21 protein-coding genes and 1 other RNA gene are annotated in these 23,096 nt (G+C 66.0%); 14 read left to right on the forward strand and 8 right to left on the reverse strand.

Annotated features, from left to right (window positions below):
* Positions 1–74 precede the first annotated feature (74 nt).
* Positions 75–1,088, forward strand: a complete 1,014-nt coding sequence (gene hemB, locus E8F12_RS16725; protein WP_280326340.1) for a porphobilinogen synthase — start codon at positions 75–77, stop codon at positions 1,086–1,088.
* Between the two features lie 20 nt (positions 1,089–1,108).
* Positions 1,109–3,349, forward strand: a complete 2,241-nt coding sequence (gene ppk1 / locus E8F12_RS16730) for a polyphosphate kinase 1 (RefSeq protein ID WP_280326341.1) — start codon at positions 1,109–1,111, stop codon at positions 3,347–3,349.
* A 106-nt stretch (positions 3,350–3,455) separates the two neighbouring features.
* Here ppk1 and ppx read toward each other — a convergent pair whose 3' ends face one another.
* Positions 3,456–4,958, reverse strand: coding sequence for an exopolyphosphatase (gene ppx, locus E8F12_RS16735; protein WP_280326342.1), 1,503 nt, complete (start codon positions 4,956–4,958; stop codon positions 3,456–3,458).
* 361 nt (positions 4,959–5,319) lie between these two features.
* Here ppx and trxA point away from each other — a divergent pair, with 361 nt between their 5' ends.
* From trxA to E8F12_RS16755, 4 genes are all read left to right on the forward strand, one after another.
* Entirely contained in the window at positions 5,320–5,646 is a 327-nt protein-coding gene (trxA, locus tag E8F12_RS16740) for a thioredoxin TrxA (protein WP_003457525.1), read from the forward strand.
* A 256-nt stretch (positions 5,647–5,902) separates the two neighbouring features.
* Positions 5,903–7,162, forward strand: coding sequence for a transcription termination factor Rho (gene rho / locus E8F12_RS16745; protein WP_280326343.1), 1,260 nt, complete (start codon positions 5,903–5,905; stop codon positions 7,160–7,162).
* Between the two features lie 130 nt (positions 7,163–7,292).
* Positions 7,293–8,759, forward strand: coding sequence for a 4-hydroxy-3-polyprenylbenzoate decarboxylase (gene ubiD / locus E8F12_RS16750; protein WP_280326344.1), 1,467 nt, complete (start codon positions 7,293–7,295; stop codon positions 8,757–8,759).
* On the forward strand, positions 8,759–9,727 hold the full coding sequence (locus E8F12_RS16755) for a CDP-6-deoxy-delta-3,4-glucoseen reductase (RefSeq protein WP_280326345.1): 969 nt from the start codon (positions 8,759–8,761) through the stop codon (positions 9,725–9,727). The genes ubiD and E8F12_RS16755 overlap by 1 nt, the downstream gene beginning before the upstream one ends.
* Positions 9,728–9,895: 168 nt before the next feature.
* Here the strand turns inward: E8F12_RS16755 and E8F12_RS16760 are convergent, their stop codons facing one another.
* Positions 9,896–10,873 carry an NADPH:quinone oxidoreductase family protein gene (locus E8F12_RS16760; protein ID WP_280326346.1) on the reverse strand — a complete coding sequence of 326 codons (978 nt, stop codon included), beginning with the start codon at positions 10,871–10,873 and terminating at the stop codon, positions 9,896–9,898.
* 176 nt (positions 10,874–11,049) lie between these two features.
* On the opposite strand from E8F12_RS16760, the gene E8F12_RS16765 reads away from it, so the two are divergent.
* Positions 11,050–11,463 (forward strand): flagellar basal body-associated protein FliL, encoded by a 414-nt coding sequence (locus tag E8F12_RS16765; RefSeq protein WP_280289105.1) that lies wholly within the window; start codon positions 11,050–11,052, stop codon positions 11,461–11,463.
* Here E8F12_RS16765 and E8F12_RS16770 read toward each other — a convergent pair.
* Together E8F12_RS16770 and E8F12_RS16775 are read right to left on the reverse strand one after the other, a co-directional pair.
* A complete protein-coding gene (locus E8F12_RS16770; protein WP_280326347.1) occupies positions 11,454–13,298 on the reverse strand; it encodes a diguanylate cyclase in 1,845 nt (614 codons plus the stop codon). The two genes, E8F12_RS16765 and E8F12_RS16770, sit on opposite strands and share 10 nt — an antisense overlap.
* 51 nt (positions 13,299–13,349) lie before the next feature.
* A complete protein-coding gene (locus tag E8F12_RS16775; protein ID WP_280326348.1) occupies positions 13,350–13,799 on the reverse strand; it encodes an EVE domain-containing protein in 450 nt (149 codons plus the stop codon).
* A gap of 206 nt (positions 13,800–14,005) precedes the next feature.
* Between E8F12_RS16775 and E8F12_RS16780 the strand changes: the two genes are divergently transcribed.
* Positions 14,006–14,140, forward strand: coding sequence for a hypothetical protein (locus E8F12_RS16780; RefSeq protein WP_280326349.1), 135 nt, complete (start codon positions 14,006–14,008; stop codon positions 14,138–14,140).
* A gap of 40 nt (positions 14,141–14,180) precedes the next feature.
* Here the strand turns inward: E8F12_RS16780 and E8F12_RS16785 are convergent, their stop codons facing one another.
* The 4 genes from E8F12_RS16785 to E8F12_RS16800 all read right to left on the reverse strand — a co-directional run bounded on the left by E8F12_RS16785 (position 14,181) and on the right by E8F12_RS16800 (position 15,593).
* Positions 14,181–14,786: a 5-formyltetrahydrofolate cyclo-ligase gene (locus E8F12_RS16785; protein ID WP_280326350.1), complete on the reverse strand. Its 606-nt coding sequence runs from the start codon at positions 14,784–14,786 to the stop codon at positions 14,181–14,183.
* Between the two features lie 9 nt (positions 14,787–14,795).
* Positions 14,796–14,975, reverse strand: a non-coding RNA gene (gene ssrS / locus E8F12_RS16790) — 6S RNA.
* A gap of 97 nt (positions 14,976–15,072) precedes the next feature.
* On the reverse strand, positions 15,073–15,387 hold the full coding sequence (locus E8F12_RS16795) for a cell division protein ZapA (RefSeq protein WP_280326351.1): 315 nt from the start codon (positions 15,385–15,387) through the stop codon (positions 15,073–15,075).
* Complete coding sequence (locus E8F12_RS16800) at positions 15,384–15,593, reverse strand: TIGR02449 family protein (RefSeq protein WP_028626819.1); 210 nt, start codon at positions 15,591–15,593, stop codon at positions 15,384–15,386. The genes E8F12_RS16795 and E8F12_RS16800 overlap by 4 nt, the downstream gene beginning before the upstream one ends.
* A 204-nt stretch (positions 15,594–15,797) precedes the next feature.
* On the opposite strand from E8F12_RS16800, the gene E8F12_RS16805 reads away from it, so the two are divergent.
* The 6 genes from E8F12_RS16805 (at position 15,798) to E8F12_RS16830 (ending at position 23,065) form a co-directional block, all read left to right on the forward strand.
* Entirely contained in the window at positions 15,798–16,352 is a 555-nt protein-coding gene (locus E8F12_RS16805; RefSeq protein ID WP_280326352.1) for a YecA family protein, read from the forward strand.
* A 42-nt stretch (positions 16,353–16,394) separates the two neighbouring features.
* Positions 16,395–17,729, forward strand: a complete 1,335-nt coding sequence (pepP, locus tag E8F12_RS16810) for a Xaa-Pro aminopeptidase (protein WP_280326353.1) — start codon at positions 16,395–16,397, stop codon at positions 17,727–17,729.
* Between the two features lies 1 nt (position 17,730).
* On the forward strand, positions 17,731–18,915 hold the full coding sequence (gene ubiH / locus E8F12_RS16815; RefSeq protein WP_280326354.1) for a 2-octaprenyl-6-methoxyphenyl hydroxylase: 1,185 nt from the start codon (positions 17,731–17,733) through the stop codon (positions 18,913–18,915).
* 51 nt (positions 18,916–18,966) lie between these two features.
* Positions 18,967–20,181, forward strand: a complete 1,215-nt coding sequence (locus tag E8F12_RS16820; RefSeq protein ID WP_280326519.1) for a 2-octaprenyl-3-methyl-6-methoxy-1,4-benzoquinol hydroxylase — start codon at positions 18,967–18,969, stop codon at positions 20,179–20,181.
* Positions 20,182–20,315: 134 nt separating this feature from the next.
* Positions 20,316–21,317, forward strand: a complete 1,002-nt coding sequence (locus tag E8F12_RS16825; RefSeq protein ID WP_280326355.1) for an extracellular solute-binding protein — start codon at positions 20,316–20,318, stop codon at positions 21,315–21,317.
* 128 nt (positions 21,318–21,445) lie between these two features.
* Positions 21,446–23,065: an iron ABC transporter permease gene (locus E8F12_RS16830; RefSeq protein WP_280326356.1), complete on the forward strand. Its 1,620-nt coding sequence runs from the start codon at positions 21,446–21,448 to the stop codon at positions 23,063–23,065.
* Positions 23,066–23,096: the final 31 nt, after the last annotated feature.

The following is a 23,096-nucleotide window of genomic DNA, read 5'->3' on the forward strand; positions in this document are numbered from 1 at the left end:
GGATTGTTACCGTTCGGTCATAATCGGCCCTTATATTTGTCACACTGCGTCCATTCCGGGCCCTGGAGTCTGCTGTGAGCTTTACCCCCGCCAATCGCCTGTTCCCCGCCACCCGCCTGCGCCGCAACCGCCGTGACGATTTCTCCCGCCGCCTGGTGCGCGAGAACGTCCTGACCGTCGACGACCTGATCCTTCCGGTGTTCGTGCTGGACGGCGAGAACCGCCGCGAAGCCGTGCCCTCGATGCCCGGCGTCGAGCGCCTGTCCATCGACCTGCTGCTCGAGCAAGCCGAAGCCTGGGTGGCCCTGGGTATTCCGGCGCTGGCGCTGTTCCCGGTGACGCCCCTGGAGAAAAAATCCCTCGACGGCGCCGAGGCCTGGAACCCGGAAGGCATTGCCCAGCGCGCCATCCGCGCCCTGCGTGCCCGCTTCCCGGACCTCGGGGTGATCAGCGACGTGGCCCTGGACCCCTTCACCACCCATGGCCAGGACGGCATCCTCGACGAGAACGGCTACGTGCAGAACGACGTGACCGTCGACGCACTGGTCAAGCAGGCGCTGTCCCATGCCGAGGCCGGCGCCCAGGTGGTGGCTCCCTCGGACATGATGGACGGGCGCATCCAGGCCATCCGCGAAGCGCTGGAACTGGCCGACTTCACCAATGTGCGCATCATGGCCTACTCGGCCAAGTACGCCAGCGCCTACTATGGCCCCTTCCGTGACGCCGTCGGCTCGGCTGCCAACCTCGGCAAGGGCAACAAGGCCAGCTACCAGATGGACCCGGCCAACACCGACGAAGCCCTGCACGAAGTCGCCGCCGACCTCGCCGAAGGCGCCGACATGGTGATGGTCAAGCCGGGCATGCCCTACCTCGACATCGTTCGTCGGGTGAAAGATGAATTCCGCGTGCCGACCTTTGTCTATCAGGTCAGTGGCGAGTACGCCATGCACATGGCAGCCATCCAGAACGGCTGGCTGAGTGAGGCGGTCATCCTCGAATCCCTGGTGGCCTTCAAACGTGCCGGCGCCGATGGCATCCTCACCTATTTCGCCGTACGCGCCGCAGAAATGCTCAAGACGGGAGCCTGATCTCCCCCCAGGAACTGCAGATGAACACCGAAGGACTCAACCCCAGCGCATTGCTCGAACCCCTGAAGGAGGTCCCCGAGGTTTCGGAGACCCCCGCGGCCCCCGAGGCTCCCATCGTCGATGGGGGGCCGGCTCCGGCCTCTGTGCCGGTCGCCGCGCCCGCCCCGGCACCGCTGGTGGTGCCGAGCCTGGATGACAGCAGCCTGTACATCCACCGTGAACTGTCCCAGCTGCAGTTCAACATCCGCGTGCTGGAACAGGCGCTGGATGAGTCCTATCCCTTGCTCGAACGTCTGAAGTTCCTGCTGATCTTCTCCAGCAACCTGGACGAGTTCTTCGAGATCCGCGTCGCCGGCCTGAAGAAGCAGATCACCTTCGCCCGCGAAAAGGCCGGCGCCGACGGCCTGCTGCCGCACCAGGCGATGGCACGCATCAGCGAGCTGGTGCACGAGCAGGTGACCCGCCAGTACAGCATCCTCAACGACATCCTGTTGCCGGAGCTGGCCAAGCACCAGGTCAACTTCATCCGCCGCCGTTACTGGACCACCAAGCTCAAGAGCTGGGTGCGCCGCTATTTCCGCGACGAGATCGCGCCGATCATCACCCCCATCGGCCTGGACCCGACGCACCCCTTCCCGCTGCTGGTGAACAAGAGCCTCAACTTCATCGTCGAGCTGGAAGGCGTGGATGCCTTCGGCCGCGATTCCGGCCTGGCGATCATCCCGGCGCCGCGCCTGCTGCCGCGGGTGATCCGCGTGCCCGAGGACATCGGCGGACCGGGGGATAACTTCGTCTTCCTGTCCTCGATGATCCACGCCCATGCCGACGACCTCTTCCCCGGCATGAAGGTGAAGGGCTGCTACCAGTTCCGCCTGACCCGTAACGCCGACCTCTCGGTGGACACCGAGGACGTCGACGACCTGGCCCGCGCCCTGCGCGGCGAGCTGTTCTCGCGTCGCTATGGCGATGCAGTGCGCCTGGAAGTGGCCGACACCTGCCCGAAACAGCTATCGGACTACCTGCTCAAGCAATTCGGCCTGAACGAGAGCGAGCTGTACCAGGTCAACGGCCCGGTGAACCTGACCCGCCTGTTCAGCATCACCGGCCTGGAAAGTCACCCGGAGCTACAGCACCCGTCCTTCACTCCGCTGATCCCCAAGCTGCTGCAGAAGGTCGAGAACCTCTTCAACGTGGTGGGCAAGCAGGACATCCTGCTGCTGCATCCCTTCGAATCCTTCACCCCGGTGGTGGACTTCCTGCGCCAGGCCGCCAAGGACCCCAGCGTCCTGGCCATCAAGCAGACGCTGTACCGCGCCGGCGCCAACTCCGAGATCGTCGACTCCCTGGTGGAAGCGGCGCGCAACGGCAAGGAGGTCACCGTGGTGATCGAGCTGCGCGCGCGCTTCGACGAGGAGTCCAACCTGCAGCTGGCGAGCCGTCTGCAGGAAGCGGGCGCCGTGGTGATCTACGGGGTGGTGGGTTTCAAGACCCACGCCAAGATGATGCTGATCCTGCGTCGCGAGAACGGCGAGCTGCGCCGCTACGCCCACCTCGGCACCGGCAACTACCACGCCGGCAACGCGCGGCTGTACACCGACTACAGCCTGCTGACCGCCGATGACGCGCTCTGCGAGGACCTGCACAAGCTGTTCAACCAGCTGATCGGCATGGGCAAGACCCTGCGCATGAGAAAGCTGCTGCACGCGCCCTTCACCCTGAAGAAGACGCTGCTCGACATGATCGCCCGCGAGGCCCTGCACGCCAGCGAAGGCAAGCCGGCGCACATCATGGTCAAGGTCAACGCGCTGACCGATCCCAAGGTCGTCCGCGCGCTCTACAAGGCCAGCCAGAGCGGCGTGCGCATCGACCTGGTGGTGCGCGGCATGTGCTGCCTGCGCCCGGGCATCCCCGGCGTGTCGCACAACATCCAGGTGCGTTCGATCATCGGGCGCTTCCTCGAACACAGCCGTATCTACTACTTCCTCAATGGCGGCGACGAGAAGATGTACCTCTCCAGCGCGGACTGGATGGAGCGCAACCTGGACATGCGTGTCGAGACCTGCTTCCCGGTGGAGGGCAAGAAGCTGCTGACGCGGGTGAAGAAGGAAATGGAGGCCTACATCAGCGACAACACCCAGAGCTGGGTGCTGCAGCCGGACGGGCGCTACCTGCGCAACAGCCCGAGCGGCAACCAGAACTCGCGCAACGCCCAGGCGACTCTGCTGGACAAGTTGACCAACCCGCCGACCAGTGCGCGCTGAGCACTGAAATGAAAACGGGGCCTTCGGGCCCCGATTTTCATGCAGCGGCGGATTCTCCGCCTACGCAGGGTGGAAAGCGCTTCTCTTTCCACCTCCCGGCCGCCGATCAGCGCACCTTCAGCGCCACATCGATGCGATTGAGCCACTCGGCTTCCTGCTCGAAGTCCGCCTGGGTCAGCGGATTGGCCTCCAGCCAGCCTTTCGGGAACTGTACCTCGAAGCTGTTTCCAGAGGCCTTGAGCTTCACCTCTGGCATAGCCGAGGTGCCGCGGATGTGGTGGAAGAGGATGGCGAAGCGCAGCAGCACGCAGAGACGCAGCAGCTTCACGCCTTCCTCGCCGAACTCGGCGAACCTGTCCTTGGGGATGTTGCGGCGATGGCCGCGTACCAGCAGCGCCAGCATCAGCTGGTCCTGGCGGGAAAAGCCGGCCAGGTCCGAGTGCTCGACCAGGTAGGCGCCGTGCTTGTGGTAGCTGTAGTGGGCGATGTCCATGCCGATCTCATGGACGCGCGCGGCCCAGAGCAGCAGGTCGCGGTGCTGGTCATCTTCCAGCCCCCAGCTCTCGGCGACCTGTTCCAGGGACGCCAGCGCCTTGGCCTCGACCCGTGCGGCCTGCTCCAGATCCACGTGGCAGCGCTCCATCAACGCGCTCAGGGTGCGCTCGCGAACATCCTCGTGGTGGTGGCGGCCTAGCAGGTCGTAGAGCACGCCTTCGCGCAGGGCGCCTTCGGAGTGGGTCATGCGCTTGAGATCGAGGGCTTCGAAGAGGGCCTCGGTGATCGCCAGGCCCGCCGGGAAGATGGGGCGGCGATCCGGCTTGATGCCGTCCAGGTCGAGTTTCTCGACGTCGCCCAGCTTGAACAGCCTGCGCTTGAGCCAGGCCAGGCCTTCCGGGTTGATCTCGCCGTTGCCGAGGCCCGCGGCCTGGATCGCCAGGCCGACGGCGCGGATGGTGCCGGAGGCGCCCACCGCTTCCTGCCACCCGAGGCGGCGCAGGCTGTATTCGATGCCCATCAGTTCCAGGCGCGCCGCGGTATAGGCCTGGGCGTAGCGCGCCGGGGTGATCTTGCCGTCACGGAAATAGCGCTGGGTGTAACTGACGCAGCCCATCTGCAGGCTCTCGCGCAACTGCGACTCGAAGCGCTGGCCGATGATGAACTCAGTGCTGCCGCCGCCGATGTCCGCCACCAGGCGGCGGCCGGGGGTGTCCGGCAGGGTGTGGGAAACACCCAGGTAGATCAGGCGTGCTTCTTCGCGGCCGGAGATTACCTCCACCGGGTGGCCGAGGATTTCTTCGGCGCGGTGGATGAACTCGGCCCGGTTGTGGGCTTCACGCAAGGCGTTGGTGCCGACTATGCGCACCGCGCCTTCGGGCAGGCCGGCGATCATCTGGGCGAAGCGGCGCAGGCAATCCAGGCCGCGCTGCATGGATTCCTCGCTGAGGTTGCGTGCCTCGTCCAGGCCCGCCGCCAGCTGCACCTTGTCGCCGAGCCGCTCCAGGATACGGATCTCGCCATGGTCGGCTTTGGCCACCACCATGTGGAAGCTGTTCGAGCCGAGGTCGATGGCGGCGATCAGGGACGGGATTTCGGCAGGCTTTTGCGGCATGGTTTCGGGTCTCGAGGCTGAACCGCGCAATCCTGCCACGGTTGCCCCGTCGAGCCAACGCGAATAGCGGTACATTGGTACCAGATTCGGCGTTGGCCACGAAGGGGCGTGGGGTGTGCGGTTTTCTGGCGAATAACTGGCTGTGCACACTATAGGTGGGATATGACAACCGCGCGCTGGCAGGGCCGGCGGTCTGCCCAGGCGCTACTCGGATCGGCTGGTGGATTGACGCGGCGGCATCCATCCATCAGTTTTGCCCGGTAATGCCATAGCGAAGCTCAATCAGCCTTCGCTTTCGGTCCCGGGAAAGCCGGGCTATGATGGCTCCACTTTTTTGCTTCCGAACCACGGAGATCCTTCCATGAGCGAATTCATCACCAATGTCACCGATGCCAGCTTCGAGCAGGACGTGCTCAAGGCCGACGGCGCGGTGCTGGTCGACTATTGGGCCGAGTGGTGCGGTCCGTGCAAAATGATTGCCCCGGTCCTCGACGAGATCGCCAAGGACTACCAGGGCAAGCTGAAAGTCTGCAAGTTGAACATCGACGAGAACCAGGACACCCCGCCGAAGTACGGCGTGCGTGGCATCCCGACCCTGATGCTGTTCAAGAACGGCAACGTCGAAGCCACCAAGGTCGGCGCCCTGTCGAAGTCCCAGCTGGCGGCCTTCCTCGACGCCAACATCTGATTCCGCGCGGCCTGCAGCGCCCGCATCAGAAGCGTCCGGAGAAGCCCCGCCAATCGCGGGGCTTTTTCATGGATCGGCACTAGACTACCCCGTTGCGCCGGTGTTACATTCGATCCGCTGCCATTTCTATGCAGCCCTCCACGCCGTCGCCGACGCACCCCAATTCGAATAAGCACAGCGATCCTGTCGCCTTCTCTGCGGCGCGGCCTCCAAAGCTCGATGCTTTCCCTTCTCCATATCTATCTACTTCATTCCTATGAATCTGACCGAACTCAAGCAAAAGCCGATTGGCGAACTTCTGGAAATGTCCGATGCCATGGGCCTGGAGAACATGGCCCGCTCGCGCAAGCAGGACATCATCTTCGCCCTGCTGAAAAAGCACGCGAAGAGCGGCGAGGAGATCTCCGGTGACGGCGTGCTGGAGATTCTCCAGGACGGCTTCGGCTTCCTGCGCTCCGCCGACTCGTCCTACCTGGCCGGCCCGGACGACATCTACGTTTCCCCGAGCCAGATCCGTCGCTTCAACCTGCGTACCGGCGACACCATAGTCGGCAAGATTCGTCCGCCGAAGGAAGGCGAGCGTTACTTCGCGTTGCTCAAGGTCGACTCCATCAACTACGACCGCCCCGAGAACGCCAAGAACAAGATCCTGTTCGAGAACCTCACGCCCCTGTTCCCCAATGAGCGCCTGAAGATGGAAGCCGGCAACGGCTCCACCGAAGACATCACCGGCCGCGTGATCGACCTCTGCGCGCCGATCGGCAAAGGCCAGCGCGGCCTGATCGTGGCACCGCCGAAAGCGGGCAAGACCATCATGCTGCAGAACATCGCGGCCAACATCACCCGCAACAACCCCGAGTGCCACCTGATCGTCCTGCTGATCGACGAGCGTCCGGAAGAAGTGACCGAGATGCAGCGCACCGTGCGCGGCGAAGTGGTCGCTTCCACCTTCGACGAGCCGCCGACCCGCCACGTGCAGGTAGCCGAGATGGTGATCGAGAAGGCCAAGCGCCTGGTCGAGCACAAGAAGGACGTGGTCATCCTGCTGGACTCCATCACCCGCCTGGCCCGTGCCTACAACACCGTGATCCCGAGCTCCGGCAAGGTGCTCACCGGTGGTGTCGACGCCCATGCCCTGGAGAAGCCCAAGCGTTTCTTCGGCGCCGCGCGCAACATCGAGGAAGGCGGCTCGCTGACCATCCTCGCCACCGCGCTGGTCGAAACCGGCTCGAAGATGGATGAAGTCATCTACGAAGAGTTCAAGGGTACCGGCAACATGGAGCTGCCGCTGGATCGCCGCATCGCCGAGAAGCGCGTGTTCCCGGCCATCAACATCAACAAGTCCGGTACCCGCCGCGAAGAGCTGCTGACTGCCGACGACGAACTGCAGCGCATGTGGATCCTGCGCAAGCTGCTGCACCCGATGGACGAGATCGCCGCCATCGAGTTCCTGATCGACAAACTGAAAGACACCAAGACCAACGACGAATTCTTCCTGTCGATGCGACGCAAGTAAGTCTTGGATGTGCTGCAAGGGCCGGGGAAACCCGGCCTTCGCATTTCTGTGCCGGCCCTTTGTCCTTCTGAATAACCCAGTTCGGCGCTAAACTTTGCGCCCCGACCTGCACGCCTCGAGAGGCTCAAGCATGCAGTATCGCGATCTGCGCGACTTTATCAGCGGCCTGGAACAGCGCGGCGAGCTCAAGCGCATCGCCACTCCGGTGTCGCCCGTGCTGGAAATGACCGAAATCTGCGACCGCACCCTGCGCAAGCAGGGCCCGGCGCTGCTCTTCGAGAAGCCCACCGGCTTCGATATCCCCGTGCTCGGCAACCTCTTCGGCACCCCCGGCCGCGTGGCCCTGGGCATGGGCGCAGAGGACGTCGGCGAGCTGCGTGAAATCGGCAAGCTGCTGGCCTTCCTCAAGGAGCCCGAGCCGCCCAAAGGGCTGAAGGACGCCTGGAGCAAGCTGCCGATCTTCAAGAAGGTCATCGCCATGGCGCCCAAGGTGCTGAAGGATGGCCCTTGCCAGGAAGTGGTGGAGGAGGGCGACGACGTCGACCTGACGAAGCTGCCGGTGCAGACCTGCTGGCCCGGCGACGTCGCCCCGCTGATCACCTGGGGCCTGACCGTTACCCGCGGCCCGAACAAGGAGCGGCAGAACCTCGGCATCTACCGCCAGCAGGTGATCGGCCGCAACAAGGTCATCATGCGCTGGCTGAGCCACCGCGGCGGTGCGCTGGACTATCGCGAGTGGTGCAGCAAGCATCCCGGCCAGCCCTTCCCGGTGGCGGTGGCCCTGGGCGCGGACCCGGCGACCATTCTCGGCGCCGTCACCCCGGTGCCGGATAGCCTATCCGAATATGCCTTCGCCGGCCTGCTGCGGGACAACCGCACCGAACTGGTGAAGTGCCGCGGCAATGACCTGCAAGTGCCGGCCAGCGCCGAGATCGTCCTCGAAGGCGTGATCCATCCCGGCGAGATGGCCGACGAGGGTCCCTACGGCGACCACACCGGCTATTACAACGAGGTGGACAGCTTCCCGGTGTTCACCGTGGAACGCATCACCCGCCGACAAAAGCCCATCTACCACAGCACCTACACCGGCCGGCCGCCGGATGAACCGGCCATCCTCGGCGTGGCGCTGAACGAAGTCTTCGTGCCCATACTGCAGAAGCAGTTCCCCGAGATCACCGACTTCTACCTGCCGCCGGAAGGCTGCTCCTACCGCATGGCGGTAGTGACCATGAAGAAGCAGTATCCGGGGCACGCCAAGCGCGTAATGCTGGGTGTGTGGTCGTTCCTGCGACAGTTCATGTACACCAAGTTCGTCATAGTCACTGACGACGACGTCAATGCGCGGGACTGGAACGACGTGATCTGGGCCATCACCACGCGCATGGACCCCAAGCGCGACACGGTGATGATCGACAACACACCGATCGACTACCTGGACTTCGCTTCGCCCGTCTCGGGGCTCGGTTCGAAGATGGGCCTGGACGCCACCCACAAGTGGCCCGGCGAAACCAATCGCGAGTGGGGCCGGGTGATCGTCCAGGACGAAGCGGTCAAGCGCCGCGTCGATGAGCTCTGGTCCTCTCTGGGAATCGATTGATGCGTGTCACCCTGCAACCTTCAGGCGCGGTATTGGAGACGGCTCCCCACGAGCGCATCCTGGATGCGGCGCGCCGGCTCGGCTACGAGTGCCCGCAAAGCTGCCGCAATGGCAATTGCCATATCTGCGCGGCGCTGCTGGTGGAGGGTCGCGTGCGCCAGAACGGCGCCGAACTGACTCAGGGCGAGCTCTTCACCTGCCTGGCCGAACCCCTGGAAGACTGCGTGCTGCACTGGGATGGCGTGCTGGCGCCGGGCGAGCTGCCGGTGCGTTCGCTCAGCTGCCAGCTCACCGAGTGCACCCCGGTGGGCGGCGATGTCTGGCGCGTGGGCCTGCGCGCCCCGGCCGGCAAGCCGCCGCGCTACCATGCCGGGCAGTACCTGCTGATCGAGCGGGACGACGGCGAGGCCTCGGCCTTCTCCATGGCCTCCGCGCCCAGCGCCGGGCGTGACATCGAGCTGCACATACTCGGTCGCGAGCGCAGCGCCTGCGCGCTCATCGAACAGCTGCAGCGCACGCGCATGGCCAAGGTGCGCATGCCCTTCGGCGACACCCACCTGGCGGAGCTGCCGGACGGCCCGCTGGTGCTGATCGCCGCGGGCACCGGCATGGGCCAGATACACAGCCTGATCGAGCATTGCCGCGCTACTGGCTTCAAGCACCCGGTGCACCTCTACTGGGGCGTGCGCCAACCGGATGACTTCTATCAGCTGGCGCACTGGGAAGACTGGCGGCGCCTGGAGAACCTCACCCTGCACAAGGTGGTCAGCGACCAGTGCGGTTGGCAGGGGCGTTGCGGCATGCTGCACGAGGCGGTTTGCGAGGACTTCCCGGACCTCAAGCAGCTGCGCGTCTACGCCAGCGGTTCCCCGGCCATGGTCTACGCGACCCTGGATGCCCTGGTGGCGGCGGGGATGGATGCCCATCAGATGCGTGCCGATGTGTTCGCATACGCACCCAGGGCGTGAAATCCGGAAATGACAAAGGCCGCCGAGGGCGGCCTTTTGTTTTTCGGTCGACAGGTATCGCCGCTGCGCTGCATCGATCCCGCGGGCTTCACCGTAGGGTGCGCTGCGCGCACCGGCGTTCTCGCGCAGGGCTGTTGGTGCGCACGGCACAGCCTACAGGTCGAGGCGTCAGCGGACTTCGACTACCACCTTGCCCACCGCCGTGCGGTTGGCCAGGGCGTTGATGGCTTCGGCGGCACGTTCCAGCGGGAAGGTCTGCGACACCAGCGGCTTCAGCTTGCCTTCGGCGTACCAGGCGAACAGTTGCTGGAAGTTGGCCAGGTTGTCCTGGGGCTGGCGCTGGGCGAAGGAACCCCAGAACACACCGACCACCGAGGCGCCCTTGAGCAGCGCCAGGTTCACCGGCAGTTCCGGGATGCGCCCGCTGGCGAAGCCCACCACCAGCAGCCGGCCATTCCAGTTGATGGCGCGCACGGCGGCGTCGAACAGGTCGCCACCCACCGGGTCGTAGATCACGTCGGCGCCCTGCCCGCCGGTGAGCTCCTTGACGCGGTCCTTGAGGTTTTCCTCGCTGTAGTTGATCAGCGCGTCGGCGCCGGCGGCCTTGGCCACTTCCAGTTTTTCCGCGCTGCTGGCAGCGGCGATCACCCGCGCGCCCATGGCCTTGCCGATTTCTACCGCGGCCAGGCCGACGCCGCCGGAGGCGCCGAGCACCAGCAGGGTTTCACCGGGATGCAGGTTGGCGCGCTGCTTCAGGGCATGCATCGAGGTGCCGTAGGTCATGCCGAAGGCCGCGGCGGAATTGAAGTCGATGCCCTTGGGAATCGGCATCACGTTGTAGGCCGGCACCGCCACCTGTTCAGCGAAGCTGCCCCAGCCGGTCAGCGCCATCACCCGGTCGCCGGGCTTGAGGTGGCTGACCTTCTCGCCCACGGCGGCAACCACGCCGGCCGCCTCGCCACCCGGGGAGAAGGGGAACGGCGGCTTGAACTGGTACTTGCCTTCGATGATCAGGGTGTCGGGAAAGTTGACCGCTGCGGAGTGGACGTCGATCAGGATTTCGTTCTTCTTCGGCTCGGGGCTGGCGACTTCCTCCAGCACCAGGGTATCGGCGGGACCGAAGGCTTTGCACAGGACGGCTTTCATCGCGAGGCTCCTAGGCTTGGGGCGCGGGCCCCGGGCATGTGGCCTTGCAGTGTAGGTGGGAGGGCAGGGCGGTCAATCAGCATGCCCGGGCCTGATAGGCCTGCATAAACGGAGGTCTTGGGGCTGGCCCCGGCTCTGGATATGCTAGGCGGCATTCGACCCGAGGAATGACCCTGGTGAAAAGACTGACTGCATTGCTGCTGGCGCTGACCCTCCCCCTGCTGGCCATGGCCAACGAGGAAGAGGAGCCCAAGGAAGGCGAGGCGCCCAAAGTCGCCTATATCGACCTGGTGCCGTCCCTGGTCGGCAACTATGGCTCCGGCCCGCGCCTGAAGTACTACAAGGCCGATATCTCGCTGCGGGTTTCCGGCCCGGAAGCCGAGGAAAAGGTCACCCGCCACGAGCCGCTGATTCGCAACCAGTTGGTGATGCTGTTCTCCCAGCAGACCGACGAGTCGCTGGGCTCCTCCGACTCCAAGGAAAAGCTCCGCCAGGAAGCGCTCAAGCAGGTGCAGCAGGTGCTGCACAGCGAGGAAGGCAAGCCCCTGGTGGACGACCTGCTGTTCAACAACCTGATCGTTCAGCCCTGACCCTTCTCCCACAGGCAGGTGCGATTGCGCCCCTCGTGCTTGGCCCGGTAGAGCGCGGCGTCGCTGCGTGACACCAGGCTGTCGGGCTGGTCTTCGCGGGCCGGGTCGGAGATGGCGATGCCGATGCTGAGCGTCAGGCGTTCCTCCGGGCTGGCCGGGTGCTCGATGGCCAGTTCGGCGATCCGCGCCATCACCCGCTCGGCCACGTGCCGCGCACCTTCTTCGGCGGTGTTGGCGAGGATGATGGCGAACTCCTCACCGCCGTAGCGACAGGCCACATCGCCTTCCCGGCGCAGGCTCTGTTGCAGCGCCTGGGCCACCCGGCGCAGGGCGTCGTCGCCGGCCTGGTGGCCGAGCCTGTCGTTGTACGCCTTGAAGTGATCCACATCCAGCATCAGCAGCGCCAGGGGCGCGCCGAGGCGGCGCAGGCGCCGCCATTCGCCGCCCAGCTGGCGGTCGAAGTAGCGCCGGTTGTATAGCCCGGTAAGGCCGTCCTGGCGGGACAGCCGCTGTAGCCGCGCTTCCAGCTCCAGTCGCTCGCGGTTGTCGCGGGACACCCCGATCAGGTAGTCGCGGCCGTTCAGGTTCACCATCTGGGCGCTGATTTCCGCTGCCTGCAGGCTGCCGTCGGCGCGACGCATCTCGCGCTGGAAGATGCTCGAGTTGTCATCGCGATGGGCCTGACGCACCAGCTCCAGCCAGGTGTGGAAGCCGGGCAGCAGTTGCTCCGGGTCTTCCTTGAGCAGCCGGCGGAAGGTGTCGGCGTCGTAGCCCAGACTGGCGTGGGTGGCCTGGTTCATGTGCAGGACCTCGCGGCTGGCGAGCTCGAAGATGAACAGGCCGTCCTGACTGGAGTCCGTCAGGTCGAGTACCAGTTGCAGGCGCTGGCGGCTATCCCGAAGGTCCTGTTCGGCGTGTTCGCGCTGGCTGACCTCCTCGTTCAGGCGCCGGTAGCCGGCCTGCAGGGCGCTGGCGCGGCGGGCATTCTCCAGCGCCAGGGCCAGTGCCGCTACCAGCAGCAGGCTGGTGAGCAGGCTGGCGCCGAGAACGACCTGCGGCAGGGGCGAACGGAGCTGCTCCACCAGCTTGGGAGTCGGGCTCAGCTGCAGGGCGAAGTTGCTGTTGTTGAGCAGGTGCAGGGGCACGCGCTGGCTCAGCTGGCCCAGGCTCTCCGGCTGCTGCTTGCGGTAGATGGGTTGGCCGGACTCCAGCAGCAGGACACTGAAGTTGCGGTCGTCGAGCTTGGCGAGGAGTTCGTCCATCAGCGACTCGACGCGGAACACGCCCTGGAGGAAGCCATCGAAGGTCCGCTTGCTCTGTTCATCGCTGATGTAGAGCGGCGTGTAGAGGATGAAGCCGCGCCCACCCTGGACCAGGGTGAAGCTGTTGGACATCTGCGCCTCGCCGCTGGCCTTGGCCTGCATGGCGAGGTTGAAGTTGGGGTGGTTGCGGGTCAGGCGAAATCCCCTGGCGGCTTCATTGCCTGTTTCCGGCAGCACCCAGTGCATGCGCAGGTCGGCGCCCATCCACTGGATGGACTGGTAGCCGGGGAAGTGCTCCAGGGCGAAATTGGCTTCGAGGGACCACTCGTCCTGGGGGATTCGCCCGCGATGGTTCCACTCCAGGGCCATGCGGCGCAGGCCCTCGACTTCATCGATCAGGTTGGTTTCCAGCTCGGTGGCCAGGGTCCGCGCCTGGTAGCCGACGCGGTCGCGGATGCGCTCCTGCTGGGCGTCTTCCATCTGTCGCCAGAGCAGCAGGCTGGTGCCGCACAGCGCCAGGAGCAGCAGGACGAGCGCTGATCGGACCAGCCAGGCGGGAGGAAAGTGCAGCATGGGCGTGCCCCGGAAGATTCCTCTCCCTCATAGCACAGGGCCATGCCCGACTCAACGCAGGGCGAGCACCCCGGACCACTCTTCCTCGGTCACGGGCATCACCGACAGGCGGCTGCCCTTCTGCAGCAGCGGCATGCCGGACAGCACCGCCTGTTCGCGCAGGCGGGCGAGGGGAATGACCGCCGGGAAGGCCTCGACGAATTCGACGTCCAGGGCGCTCCAGGGGTTCTTCTCGGGGCTGGCCTTGGGGTCGTGGTAGTGGCTCTGTGGGTCCAGGGCGGTGGGGTCCGGGTAGGTTTCGCCGGCGATCCGCGCGATGCCGGCGACGCCCGGCTCCGGGCAGCTGGAGTGGTAGAAGAAGAACAGCTCGCCGGGGCGCATGGCGCGCATGAAGTTGCGCGCCTGGTAGTTGCGCACGCCGTCCCAGCGGGCTTTTCCCAGGCGCTGCAGGTCGTGGATGGAAAGCTCCTCGGGTTCGGATTTCATCAACCAGAAAGGCATGAACTTTGCTCCTGTACGTTCGTCCTTAATTGGGGGCATCGAAGCTTGGGTCTGGCCGACAGCCGGTTGGCGTCACAAATTGCGTGTTCGCTCACGTTGCCGGAGAATGCCGCGCTTTATGCTGCGTGCCGCCGTACCGTCCAATCAAAAACAACAACTCGCCATCGGTCATCACGTGGAGTTTGCCTGCAAGGGGGAGGCAATCGATGAAACGCAAGCCAGACATTCTCTGGGTACTGGTCATCATTTTCGGTCTGGGTGTGGTTACCACCGGTTACACCCAAAGCCTCTGGGAACGCCAGAGCAGCGCACCCGAGAACCTGACCCAGCAACAGCCCTGAATCCGTTCCTGCCGGCGCCGCAAGGATCGCGGTGCCGCCGTCAGCGTCCCACGTACCAGTCACTGTCCGTTACGGTCGCCTGCAAGGCGACATCCCAGCTCGCCAGCTCCAGCCTGTCCACTTTCTGGCATTCGTGCGCCAGGCCCAGCAGGGTCGGCTTGCGCCATTGACGGCGCCGCGCCAGGTAGGCCAGGCTGCGGTCGTAGAAGCCCGCACCCATTCCCAGCCGTCCACCGTACTCATCGAAGCCCACCAGCGGCAGCATGACCAGATCCAGTGCCCAGACCTTGCGTTGCTGCGCCGGATTGGCGCGCGGTTCGAGGATGCGGAAGCGGTTCTTGCGCAGCTTTTCCCCTGGGAGTAGGCGCTGGAAGACCATCTTTTCCCTTGGCCAGGCATTGAGCACAGGCAGATAGGCCTGCTTGCCGCGGCGTTGCGCTTCGCGCAGCAGCGGACGCGGGTCGATCTCGCCATTGGTGGGCAGGTAGAGCGCGACATGCCGGGCTCGGCGGAACAGCGGGTCCTGCGCGAGCTGGCGATAGAGAGCCTTGGCGGCGTGCTTCTGCTGGAGGGGACTGAGTGCGCGTCGGGCCTGGCGGAGCAGGCGGCGCAAGCTCTGGCGGGAGTGGGATCCGGCGCAGATCATGAAAGAAATAGACTCCCCGGTCGTGCCGCTGTCGGGTTAGCCCTTGAACCCGAAAGTTCAAGGTGGAGGTTGCAGGAGGCGTTAAGGCTTTCCGTCAGGCGGACATGCACACCGGCCCCAACTTGCAACCCCCGTGGTTGCATATATCGGCTCAGGGACATCACCGACTGGCCAACACACCAGGGAGCTGGCGGCGAGTATACCCCAAGAACCGTTCCGGAAACTGCTGCGCGTCGGTCTGGCTGCGTCAAAAATGGTCGCGCAGCGTCACCTTGTCGCAGCAGGCTCAGGCCTGGTGCGCGTCCGGGTCCGCGGCCAGGGCGTGGTCGACGCGCTCCAGCAGGTCGCGTACCCGCTCGCGGGTGGAAGTGGCTTCCTGGTCCAGGCGCTGCTGCTTGTGCAGCAAGTCGTGAGTGATGTTCAGGGCGGCCATCACGGCGATGCGGTCGGCCCCGATGACCTTCCCGCTGGAACGGATCTCGCGCATCTTGCCATCCAGGTAGCGCGCGGCGCTCTCCAGGTTGGCGCGCTCATCCGATGGGCAGGCGATGCAGTATTCCTTGTCGAGGATTTGTACGGTGACGGTGTTGGACTGAGTCATGAATCCTGCTCCAGGGCTTTCAGGCGCGAAATCATCGCTTCGACCTTGAGCCGGGCCATTTCGTTCTTTTCGATCAGATGAGCGCGCTCTTCACGCCAGGCCTTCTCGCTGGCAAGCAGGAGCCGGTTCTGGGCCTTGAGCTGCTCGACACGCTGGATCAGCAGTTCCAGCTTGGCTGTCAGTGCATGCAGTTCGGCATCTTCCATGGGCTGTCTACTTGATGGGGAGTGACCGGGACTATATAGGACCGGCGCGAGAGCGGGTCAAACCCGCTGGTGGCCGGCGTGATTCATCGCACGTCCGTGGGTGGGTCTGGTGGCGGGCGGCCGATGCTGCCTTCACCGCGTCAGGCTGCTAGGATACGAGGCCGTCATTCTAGTGATTGCGCCCTCTGGCGCCTAGCCACCCTTATGTCCAGTTCGAATTCCCCTTACAACGCTTTCGCCACCCTGCTCGCCACCAGCGGTCAGGCCGTTTCCCCCGCCGAAATCCACGGCCTGCTGCTCGGTCGCAGCTGCGCCGGCGCCGGCTTCGAGCCCGAGCCCTGGCTGGAGGATGCCGCCGAACTGCTCGGCAGCGCCCCGCAGGACAATCTGCGCCAGGCACTGATTGGCCTGCAGGAGATGGTCAAGGGCGAGCTGACCGGCAGCGAGATGGCTGTGGTCCTGCTGCTCCCCGACGACGAGGCGCCGCTCGCCGAACGTGCCGCGGCCCTCGGCCAGTGGTGTCAGGGCTTCCTCGGCGGCTTCGGCCTGACCGCCCGCGAAGGCGCGCTGTCCGGCGAAGCGGTCGAAGTGCTCCAGGATCTCGCTTCCATCGCCCAGGTGCAGAGCGCCCTGGAAGACTCCGATGACGGCGAGAACGACTATATGGAAGTCATGGAGTACCTGCGCATCGCGCCCCTGCTGCTGTTTACCGAGTGCGCCAAACCCGCCGCGCCGGCCCCCAAACCCTCGTTGCATTGAACCCGAGCGGCGGGCCGCCAAGCCCGCCCTGATGGAGCGCGCATGACCCGTATCCCCAAGGCCGAGTACGCCCGCCGGCGCAAGGCGCTGATGGCGCAGATGGAAGCCAACAGCATCGCCATCCTGCCCGCCGCGCCCGTGCATATCCGCAACCGCGACGTCGAGCACGTCTATCGCCAGGACAGCGACTTCCAGTACCTCAGCGGCTTCCCCGAGCCGGAAGCGGTGCTGGTGCTGATCCCCGGCCGCGAGCATGGCGAGTACGTGCTGTTCTGCCGCGAGCGCGATCCGGAACGTGAGCTCTGGGATGGCCTGCGCGCCGGCCAGGACGGTGCCATCGGCGAATACGGCGCCGACGATGCTTTCCCCATCGGCGACATCGACGACATCCTTCCCGGCCTGATCGAAGGGCGCAGCCGCGTCTACTACTCCATCGGCACCAACACCGAGTTCGACCAGCACCTGATGGAGTGGGTCAACGTGATCCGTTCCAAGGCCCGCCAGGGTGCCCAGCCGCCGAACGAATTCGTCGCCCTCGACCATCTGCTGCACGACATGCGCTTGTACAAGTCGACGGCCGAAGTGAAGGTCATGCGCGAAGCCGCCGAGGTTTCCGCCCGCGCCCATGTGCGTGCCATGCAGGCCGCCCGCGCCGGGCTCTACGAATTCCACCTGGAAGCCGAGCTGGACTACGAGTTCCGCAAGGGCGGCGCGAAGATGCCGGCCTACGGCTCCATCGTCGCGGCGGGCAAGAACGCCTGCATCCTGCATTACCGGGAGAACGACGCCCCGCTGAAGGACGGCGACCTGGTGCTGATCGACGCCGCCTGCGAACTGGATTGCTACGCCAGCGACATCACCCGCACCTTCCCGGTCAGCGGCCGCTTCAGCCCCGAGCAGAAAGCCATCTACGAGCTGGTGCTGAAATCCCAGGAAGCCGCCTTCACCGAAATCGCCCCCGGCAAGCACTGGAATGCCGCCCACGAAGCCACAGTGCGGGTCATCACCGCCGGCCTGGTGGAGCTCGGCCTGCTCAAGGGCGAAGTTGGCGAGCTGATCGCATCGGAAGCCTACAAGGCCTTCTACATGCACCGCGCCGGTCACTGGCTGGGCATGGACGTGCACGATGTCGGCGACTACAAGGTCGGCGGCGAATGGCGCGTGCTCGAGGCGGGCATGGCGATGACCGTCGAGCCCGGCATCTACATCGGTGCCGAGAACCAGGACGTGCCGAAGAAGTGGCGCGGGATCGGTGTGCGCATCGAGGACGACGTGGTGGTGACGAAGACCGGCTGCGAAATCCTCACCGGTGGCGTGCCCAAGACGGTGGACGAGATCGAGGCGCTGATGGCCGCCGCGCGCACCCAGGCCGCCTGACATGCACCATAGCCAAGTCGCGATCATCGGCGGTGGCCTGGTGGGCGCCAGCCTTGCCCTGGCCTTGCAGGAAGGCGCCCGCGCGCGGGGCTGGAAGATCGTCCTGATCGAGCCCTTTGCCCCCGGCGACAGCTTCCAGCCCAGCTACGACGCCCGTTCTTCCGCGCTGTCCTTCGGTAGCCGGCAGATCTACGAGCGCCTCGGGCTGTGGCAGGACATCGCCCACCGCGCTGAACCCATACTGCAGATCCACGTCTCCGACCGCGGGCGCTTCGGCGCCGCCCGGCTCGCCGCGATAGAGGAGGGCGTTCCCGCCCTCGGCTATGTGGTGGAGAACGCCTGGCTCGGCCAGTGCCTCTGGCAGGCCCTGGACGAGGAGGTGGTGACCTGGCACTGCCCGGCCGAAGTGGTCGGCATGCAGGCCCTCGAAGGTGGTTACCGCCTGACCCTGAACGACGAAACCCAGCTCGACTGTGACCTCGCGGTGCTGGCCGATGGTGGCCGTTCCGGCCTGCGCGAGCAGCTGGGCATCGGCGTGCGCCGCATCGCCTACCGGCAGACCGCGCTCATCGCCAACGTCAGCCCGCTGGAAGCCCATCGCGGCCAGGCCTTCGAACGCTTCACCGACGACGGCCCCATGGCCCTGCTGCCCTTGCCGGAAAACCGTTGCGCGCTGATCTGGAGCCGCCCTGGCGACGACGCCGAGCGCCTTGCCAGGCTCGACGAGCGGCGTTTCCTCGACGAACTGCAGGCGGTGTTCGGCTACCGCCTCGGCGCCTTCCAGCAGGTGGGTGCGCGTCACCTCTACCCGCTGGAACTGGTGGAGGCCGAGGAGCAGGTGCGCTCCAACCTGGTGGTGCTGGGTAACGCCGCCCACAGCCTGCACCCCATCGCCGGCCAGGGTTACAACCTGTCTCTGCGCGACGCCCAGGCCCTGGCTGAGGCGCTGCTGGCCAGCGACAAGACTCCGGGCGACTTTGCCACCCTGCAGGGTTACCTGCAGCGTCAGCGCCTGGACCAGAATCTCACGGTGGGCTTCTCCGACCAGGTGACCCGCCTTTTCTCCAACGCCGAGCCGCTGCTGGCCGCCGGACGCAACCTGGGCCTGCTCGGCCTTGACCTGCTGCCCCCGGCCAAGCGCTGGTTCGCCCGCCAGGCCATGGGCCTGGGCACTCGCCCGGGTTGACCGGGCGTGCCTCATACGGACACACAGGGAGCCTCAAGGCCTGATATGGAATTGCGCGCGGATCTGATCATCGTGGGCGCCGGCATGGTCGGCAGTGCCCTGGCCCTGGCGCTGAAGGACAGCGGCCTGGACATCCTGCTGATCGACGGCAGCCCCCTCAGCGTCAAACCCTTCGACGCGCAAGCGCCCTTCGAGCCGCGGGTCAGCGCCCTGTCCGCCGCCAGCCAACGCATCCTCGAGCGCCTTGGCGCCTGGTCGGGCGTCACCGCGCGGCGGAGCAGCCCCTACGGCGAGATGCAGGTCTGGGACGGCTCCGGCACCGGGCAGATCCACTTCTCCGCCACCAGTGTGCACGCCGAGGTGCTCGGCCACATAGTCGAGAACCGCGTGATCCAGGACGCCCTGCTGGAGCCCCTGCACGACAGCGGCATCGGCCTTCTGCCCGGCGCGCGCCTGGAGCGCCTGCGTCGTTCCGGCGACGACTGGCTGCTGACCCTGGTAGACGGCCGCGAGCTGCGCACGCCCCTGGTGGTCGCCGCCGACGGCGCCAACTCCGCGGTGCGCCGCCTGGCCGGCTGCGCGACCCGCGAGTGGAATTACTTGCACCACGCCATAGTCACCAGCGTGCGCTGCGCCGAGCCGCACCAGCGCACCGCCTGGCAGCGCTTCACCGACGACGGGCCGCTGGCCTTCCTGCCGCTGGAGCGCGATGGCGAACACTGGTGCTCCATCGTCTGGTCGGCGACCCCGCTGGAGGCCGAGCGTCTGATGGCCCTGGACGATGCCGCTTTCTGCAACGAACTGGGCCGCGCTTTCGAGTGGCGTCTGGGCGACGTGCTGGGCGCCGACCCGCGCCTGTGCATCCCGCTGCGCCAGCGCCATGCCAAGCGCTATGTGGAAGAGGGCCTGGTGCTGATCGGCGACGCTGCCCACACCATCCACCCGTTGGCGGGGCAGGGAGTCAACCTCGGCTTCCTCGACGCAGCGGTGCTCGCCGAAGTGCTGCTGCATGCCGCCGGCCGTGGCGAACGGCTGGCCGAGGAGCGCGTGCTGGGCCGCTACGAGCGTCGGCGCATGCCGCACAACTTGGCGATGATGGCGGCGATGGAAGGCTTCGAGCGGCTGTTCCAGGCCAATTCGCTGCCCCTGCGCTGGCTGCGCAACAGTGGCCTGAAATGGGTGGACGGCATGCCCGAGGCCAAGGCGCTTTTCGTCCGCCAGGCCCTGGGCCTTTCCGGCGACTTGCCGGAGCTGGCGCGGGCCTGACTTCCTCCTTTGCCGCACAGCCCCCTCTTCCGGGAGAGGGGGCAAGCCGATACACCCCGACATAAATACCGCTATTTATCGCAACTGAGGTTGACTATCATTCAGCCTTTGTCGTCATCAAGAGGCTCCAGCTAATGCGGGTACGTAAAACCCTCTTCGCGCTTCTCGCGCTGTCCGCCGCCGCCACCTCGGTTCAGGCCGCCGATGAAGTCGTGGTCTATTCCTCGCGGATCGACGAGCTGATCAAACCGGTTTTCGACGCCTACACCGCCAAGACCGGTGTGCAGATCAAGTTCATCACCGACAAGGAAGCCCCGCTGATGCAGCGGATCAAGGCCGAGGGCGAGAACGGCGTGGCCGACCTGCTGCTCACGGTGGATGCCGGCAACCTCTGGCAGGCCGAGCAGATGGGCATCCTGCAGCCCTTCACTTCCCCCGTGATCGACGCCAACATCCCGCCCCAGTACCGCGCCGGCAGCCATGCCTGGACCGGACTCTCGCTGCGCGCGCGCACCATCGTCTACTCCACCGAGCGGGTGAAGCCCGAAGAGCTGTCCACCTACGAGGCGCTGGCCGACAAGAACTGGGAAGGCCGCCTGTGCCTGCGCACCGCGAAGAAGGTCTACAACCAGTCGCTGACCGCCACCCTGATCGAGACCCATGGCGCCGCCAAGACCGAGGAAATCCTCCAGGGCTGGGTGAACAACCTGGCGACCGACGTCTTCGCCGATGACAACGCCGTGATCCAGGCGGTGGACGCCGGCCAATGCGATGTCGGCATCGTCAACACCTACTACTACGGCCGCTTGCACAAGGAGAACCCGGACCTGCGGGTGAAGATCTTCTGGCCGAACCAGGCTGACCGCGGCGTGCACGTCAACCTTTCGGGCGTTGGCCTGACCAGGCACGCCCCGCACCCCGAGGCCGCCAAGGCCCTGGTGGAGTGGATGACCACGGATGAAGCGCAGAGCCTGTTCGCCGGCATCAATCAGGAGTTCCCGGCCAACCCGAGCGTCAAGCCGTCCGCCGAAGTGGCCGCCTGGGGCAGCTTCAAGGCCGACAGCATCCCGGTGGAAGTGGCCGGCAAGCGCCAGGCCGAGGCCATCAAGATGATGGACCGGGTCGGGTGGAATTGATCTAGCGGCAATCTGCAAGCCATAGGCTGCAAGTTGAAGCCAGCAGCTTGAAGCTGGCGGCCCTGCCCGCCCATACTCGACGCCCCGGCCTGTCCGGGGCGTTCCATTTAGATCCCCGAGAGGTTTGCGTGGCCCATCCCGCCCAGCGTCGCTGGTATCCCATCAGCTTTGCCGTCGCCATCCTGGTTCTCCTGCCCCTCAGCGTCCTGCTGCTGTCCTGGGGCGAAGTGGATGCGGAGCTCTGGGCTCACCTCTGGGACACCCAGATGCCGCGCCTGTTGGGCAATACCATGGTGCTGGTCACTGGCGTGTCGGTGGGGGTGACCCTGATCGGCGTCAGCCTGGCCTGGCTCACCAGCCTCTGCGAATTCCCCGGCCGGCGCTGGCTGGACTGGGCGCTGATGCTGCCCTTCGCTGTCCCGGCCTATGTGCTGGCCTTCGTCTTCATTGGCCTGTTCGACTTTTCCGGCCCGGTGCAGACCCTGCTCCGCGAATGGTTCGGCAGCGGCCTGCGGCTGCCGCGGGTGCGCTCCACCGGCGGAGTGATCCTGGTGCTGGTGCTGGTGTTCTACCCCTACGTCTACCTGCTGGCGCGCGCCGCCTTCCTGGCCCAGGGCAAGGGCCTGATGGAGGCCGCCCGGGTACTCGGCCAGTCGCCCTGGCAGGCCTTCTGGCGCGTCGCCCTGCCCATGGCGCGGCCGGCTATAGGCGCCGGCCTGGCCCTGGCGATCATGGAGACGTTGGCCGACTTCGGCGCAGTGGCGGTGTTCAACTTCGACACTTTCACCACCGCCATCTACAAGACCTGGTATGGCTTCTTCAGCCTCTCCAGCGCCGCCCAACTGGCCAGCCTGCTGTTGCTCGGCGTCTGCCTGGTGCTCTATGGCGAGCGCCGCGCCCGTGGCGCCGGCCGCCCGGCCAGCGAGCGGCCGCGGGGCAAGGCGCTCTACCACCTGCACGGGATCAAGGCCCTGGCGGCCACCGGCTGGTGCTCCCTGGTGTTCGCCTGCGCCTTCGTCATCCCCATGCTGCAGTTGCTGGTCTGGTTCTGGCAGCGCGGCCGCTTCGACCTGGACGAACGCTACGCCGGGCTGATCCTGCACACCCTGTACCTGGGCGGCATGGCCGCGCTGATCACCGTCTGCGTGGCGCTGCTGCTGGCGTTCGCCCGGCGCCTGGCGCCGACCCGGCCGGTACGCGCCGCGGTGGCCCTGGCCAATCTCGGCTATGCACTGCCGGGGTCGGTGCTGGCGGTGTCGATCATGCTCGCCTTCAGCTACCTCGACAGCCGGATGGTGATCCCGCTTTCCGGCTGGCTTGGCGGCGCCGGCAAGCCGCTGCTGCTGGGCAGCCTCGGCGCCCTGCTGCTGGCCTACCTGGTGCGCTTCATGGCGGTGGCCTACGGGCCGCTGGAGAACGGCCTGGCACGCATCCGCCCGTCGCTGCCGGAAGCGTCCCGCAGCCTGGGGGTAGGCGGACCGGCGCTGTTCTTCCGGGTCTACCTGCCGCTGCTGCTGCCCGGGACCCTCAGCGCCGCGCTGCTGGTGTTCGTCGACGTGCTCAAGGAAATGCCCGCCACCCTGCTGATGCGCCCATTCGGTTGGGACACCCTGGCCGTGCGCATCTTCGAAATGACCAGCGAAGGCGAGTGGGCCCGCGCAGCATTGCCCGCCCTGACCCTGGTGCTGGTCGGCCTGCTGCCGGTGATTGGCCTGATACGCCGTTCAGCACGACGGATCGGCCACTGAGGCACCTGCCGCCGGCCGGAGTGTCCAGCCC

Origin of the sequence: Pseudomonas sp. BN102 (assembly GCF_029871245.1) — a bacterium.
GTDB lineage: Bacteria > Pseudomonadota > Gammaproteobacteria > Pseudomonadales > Pseudomonadaceae > Metapseudomonas.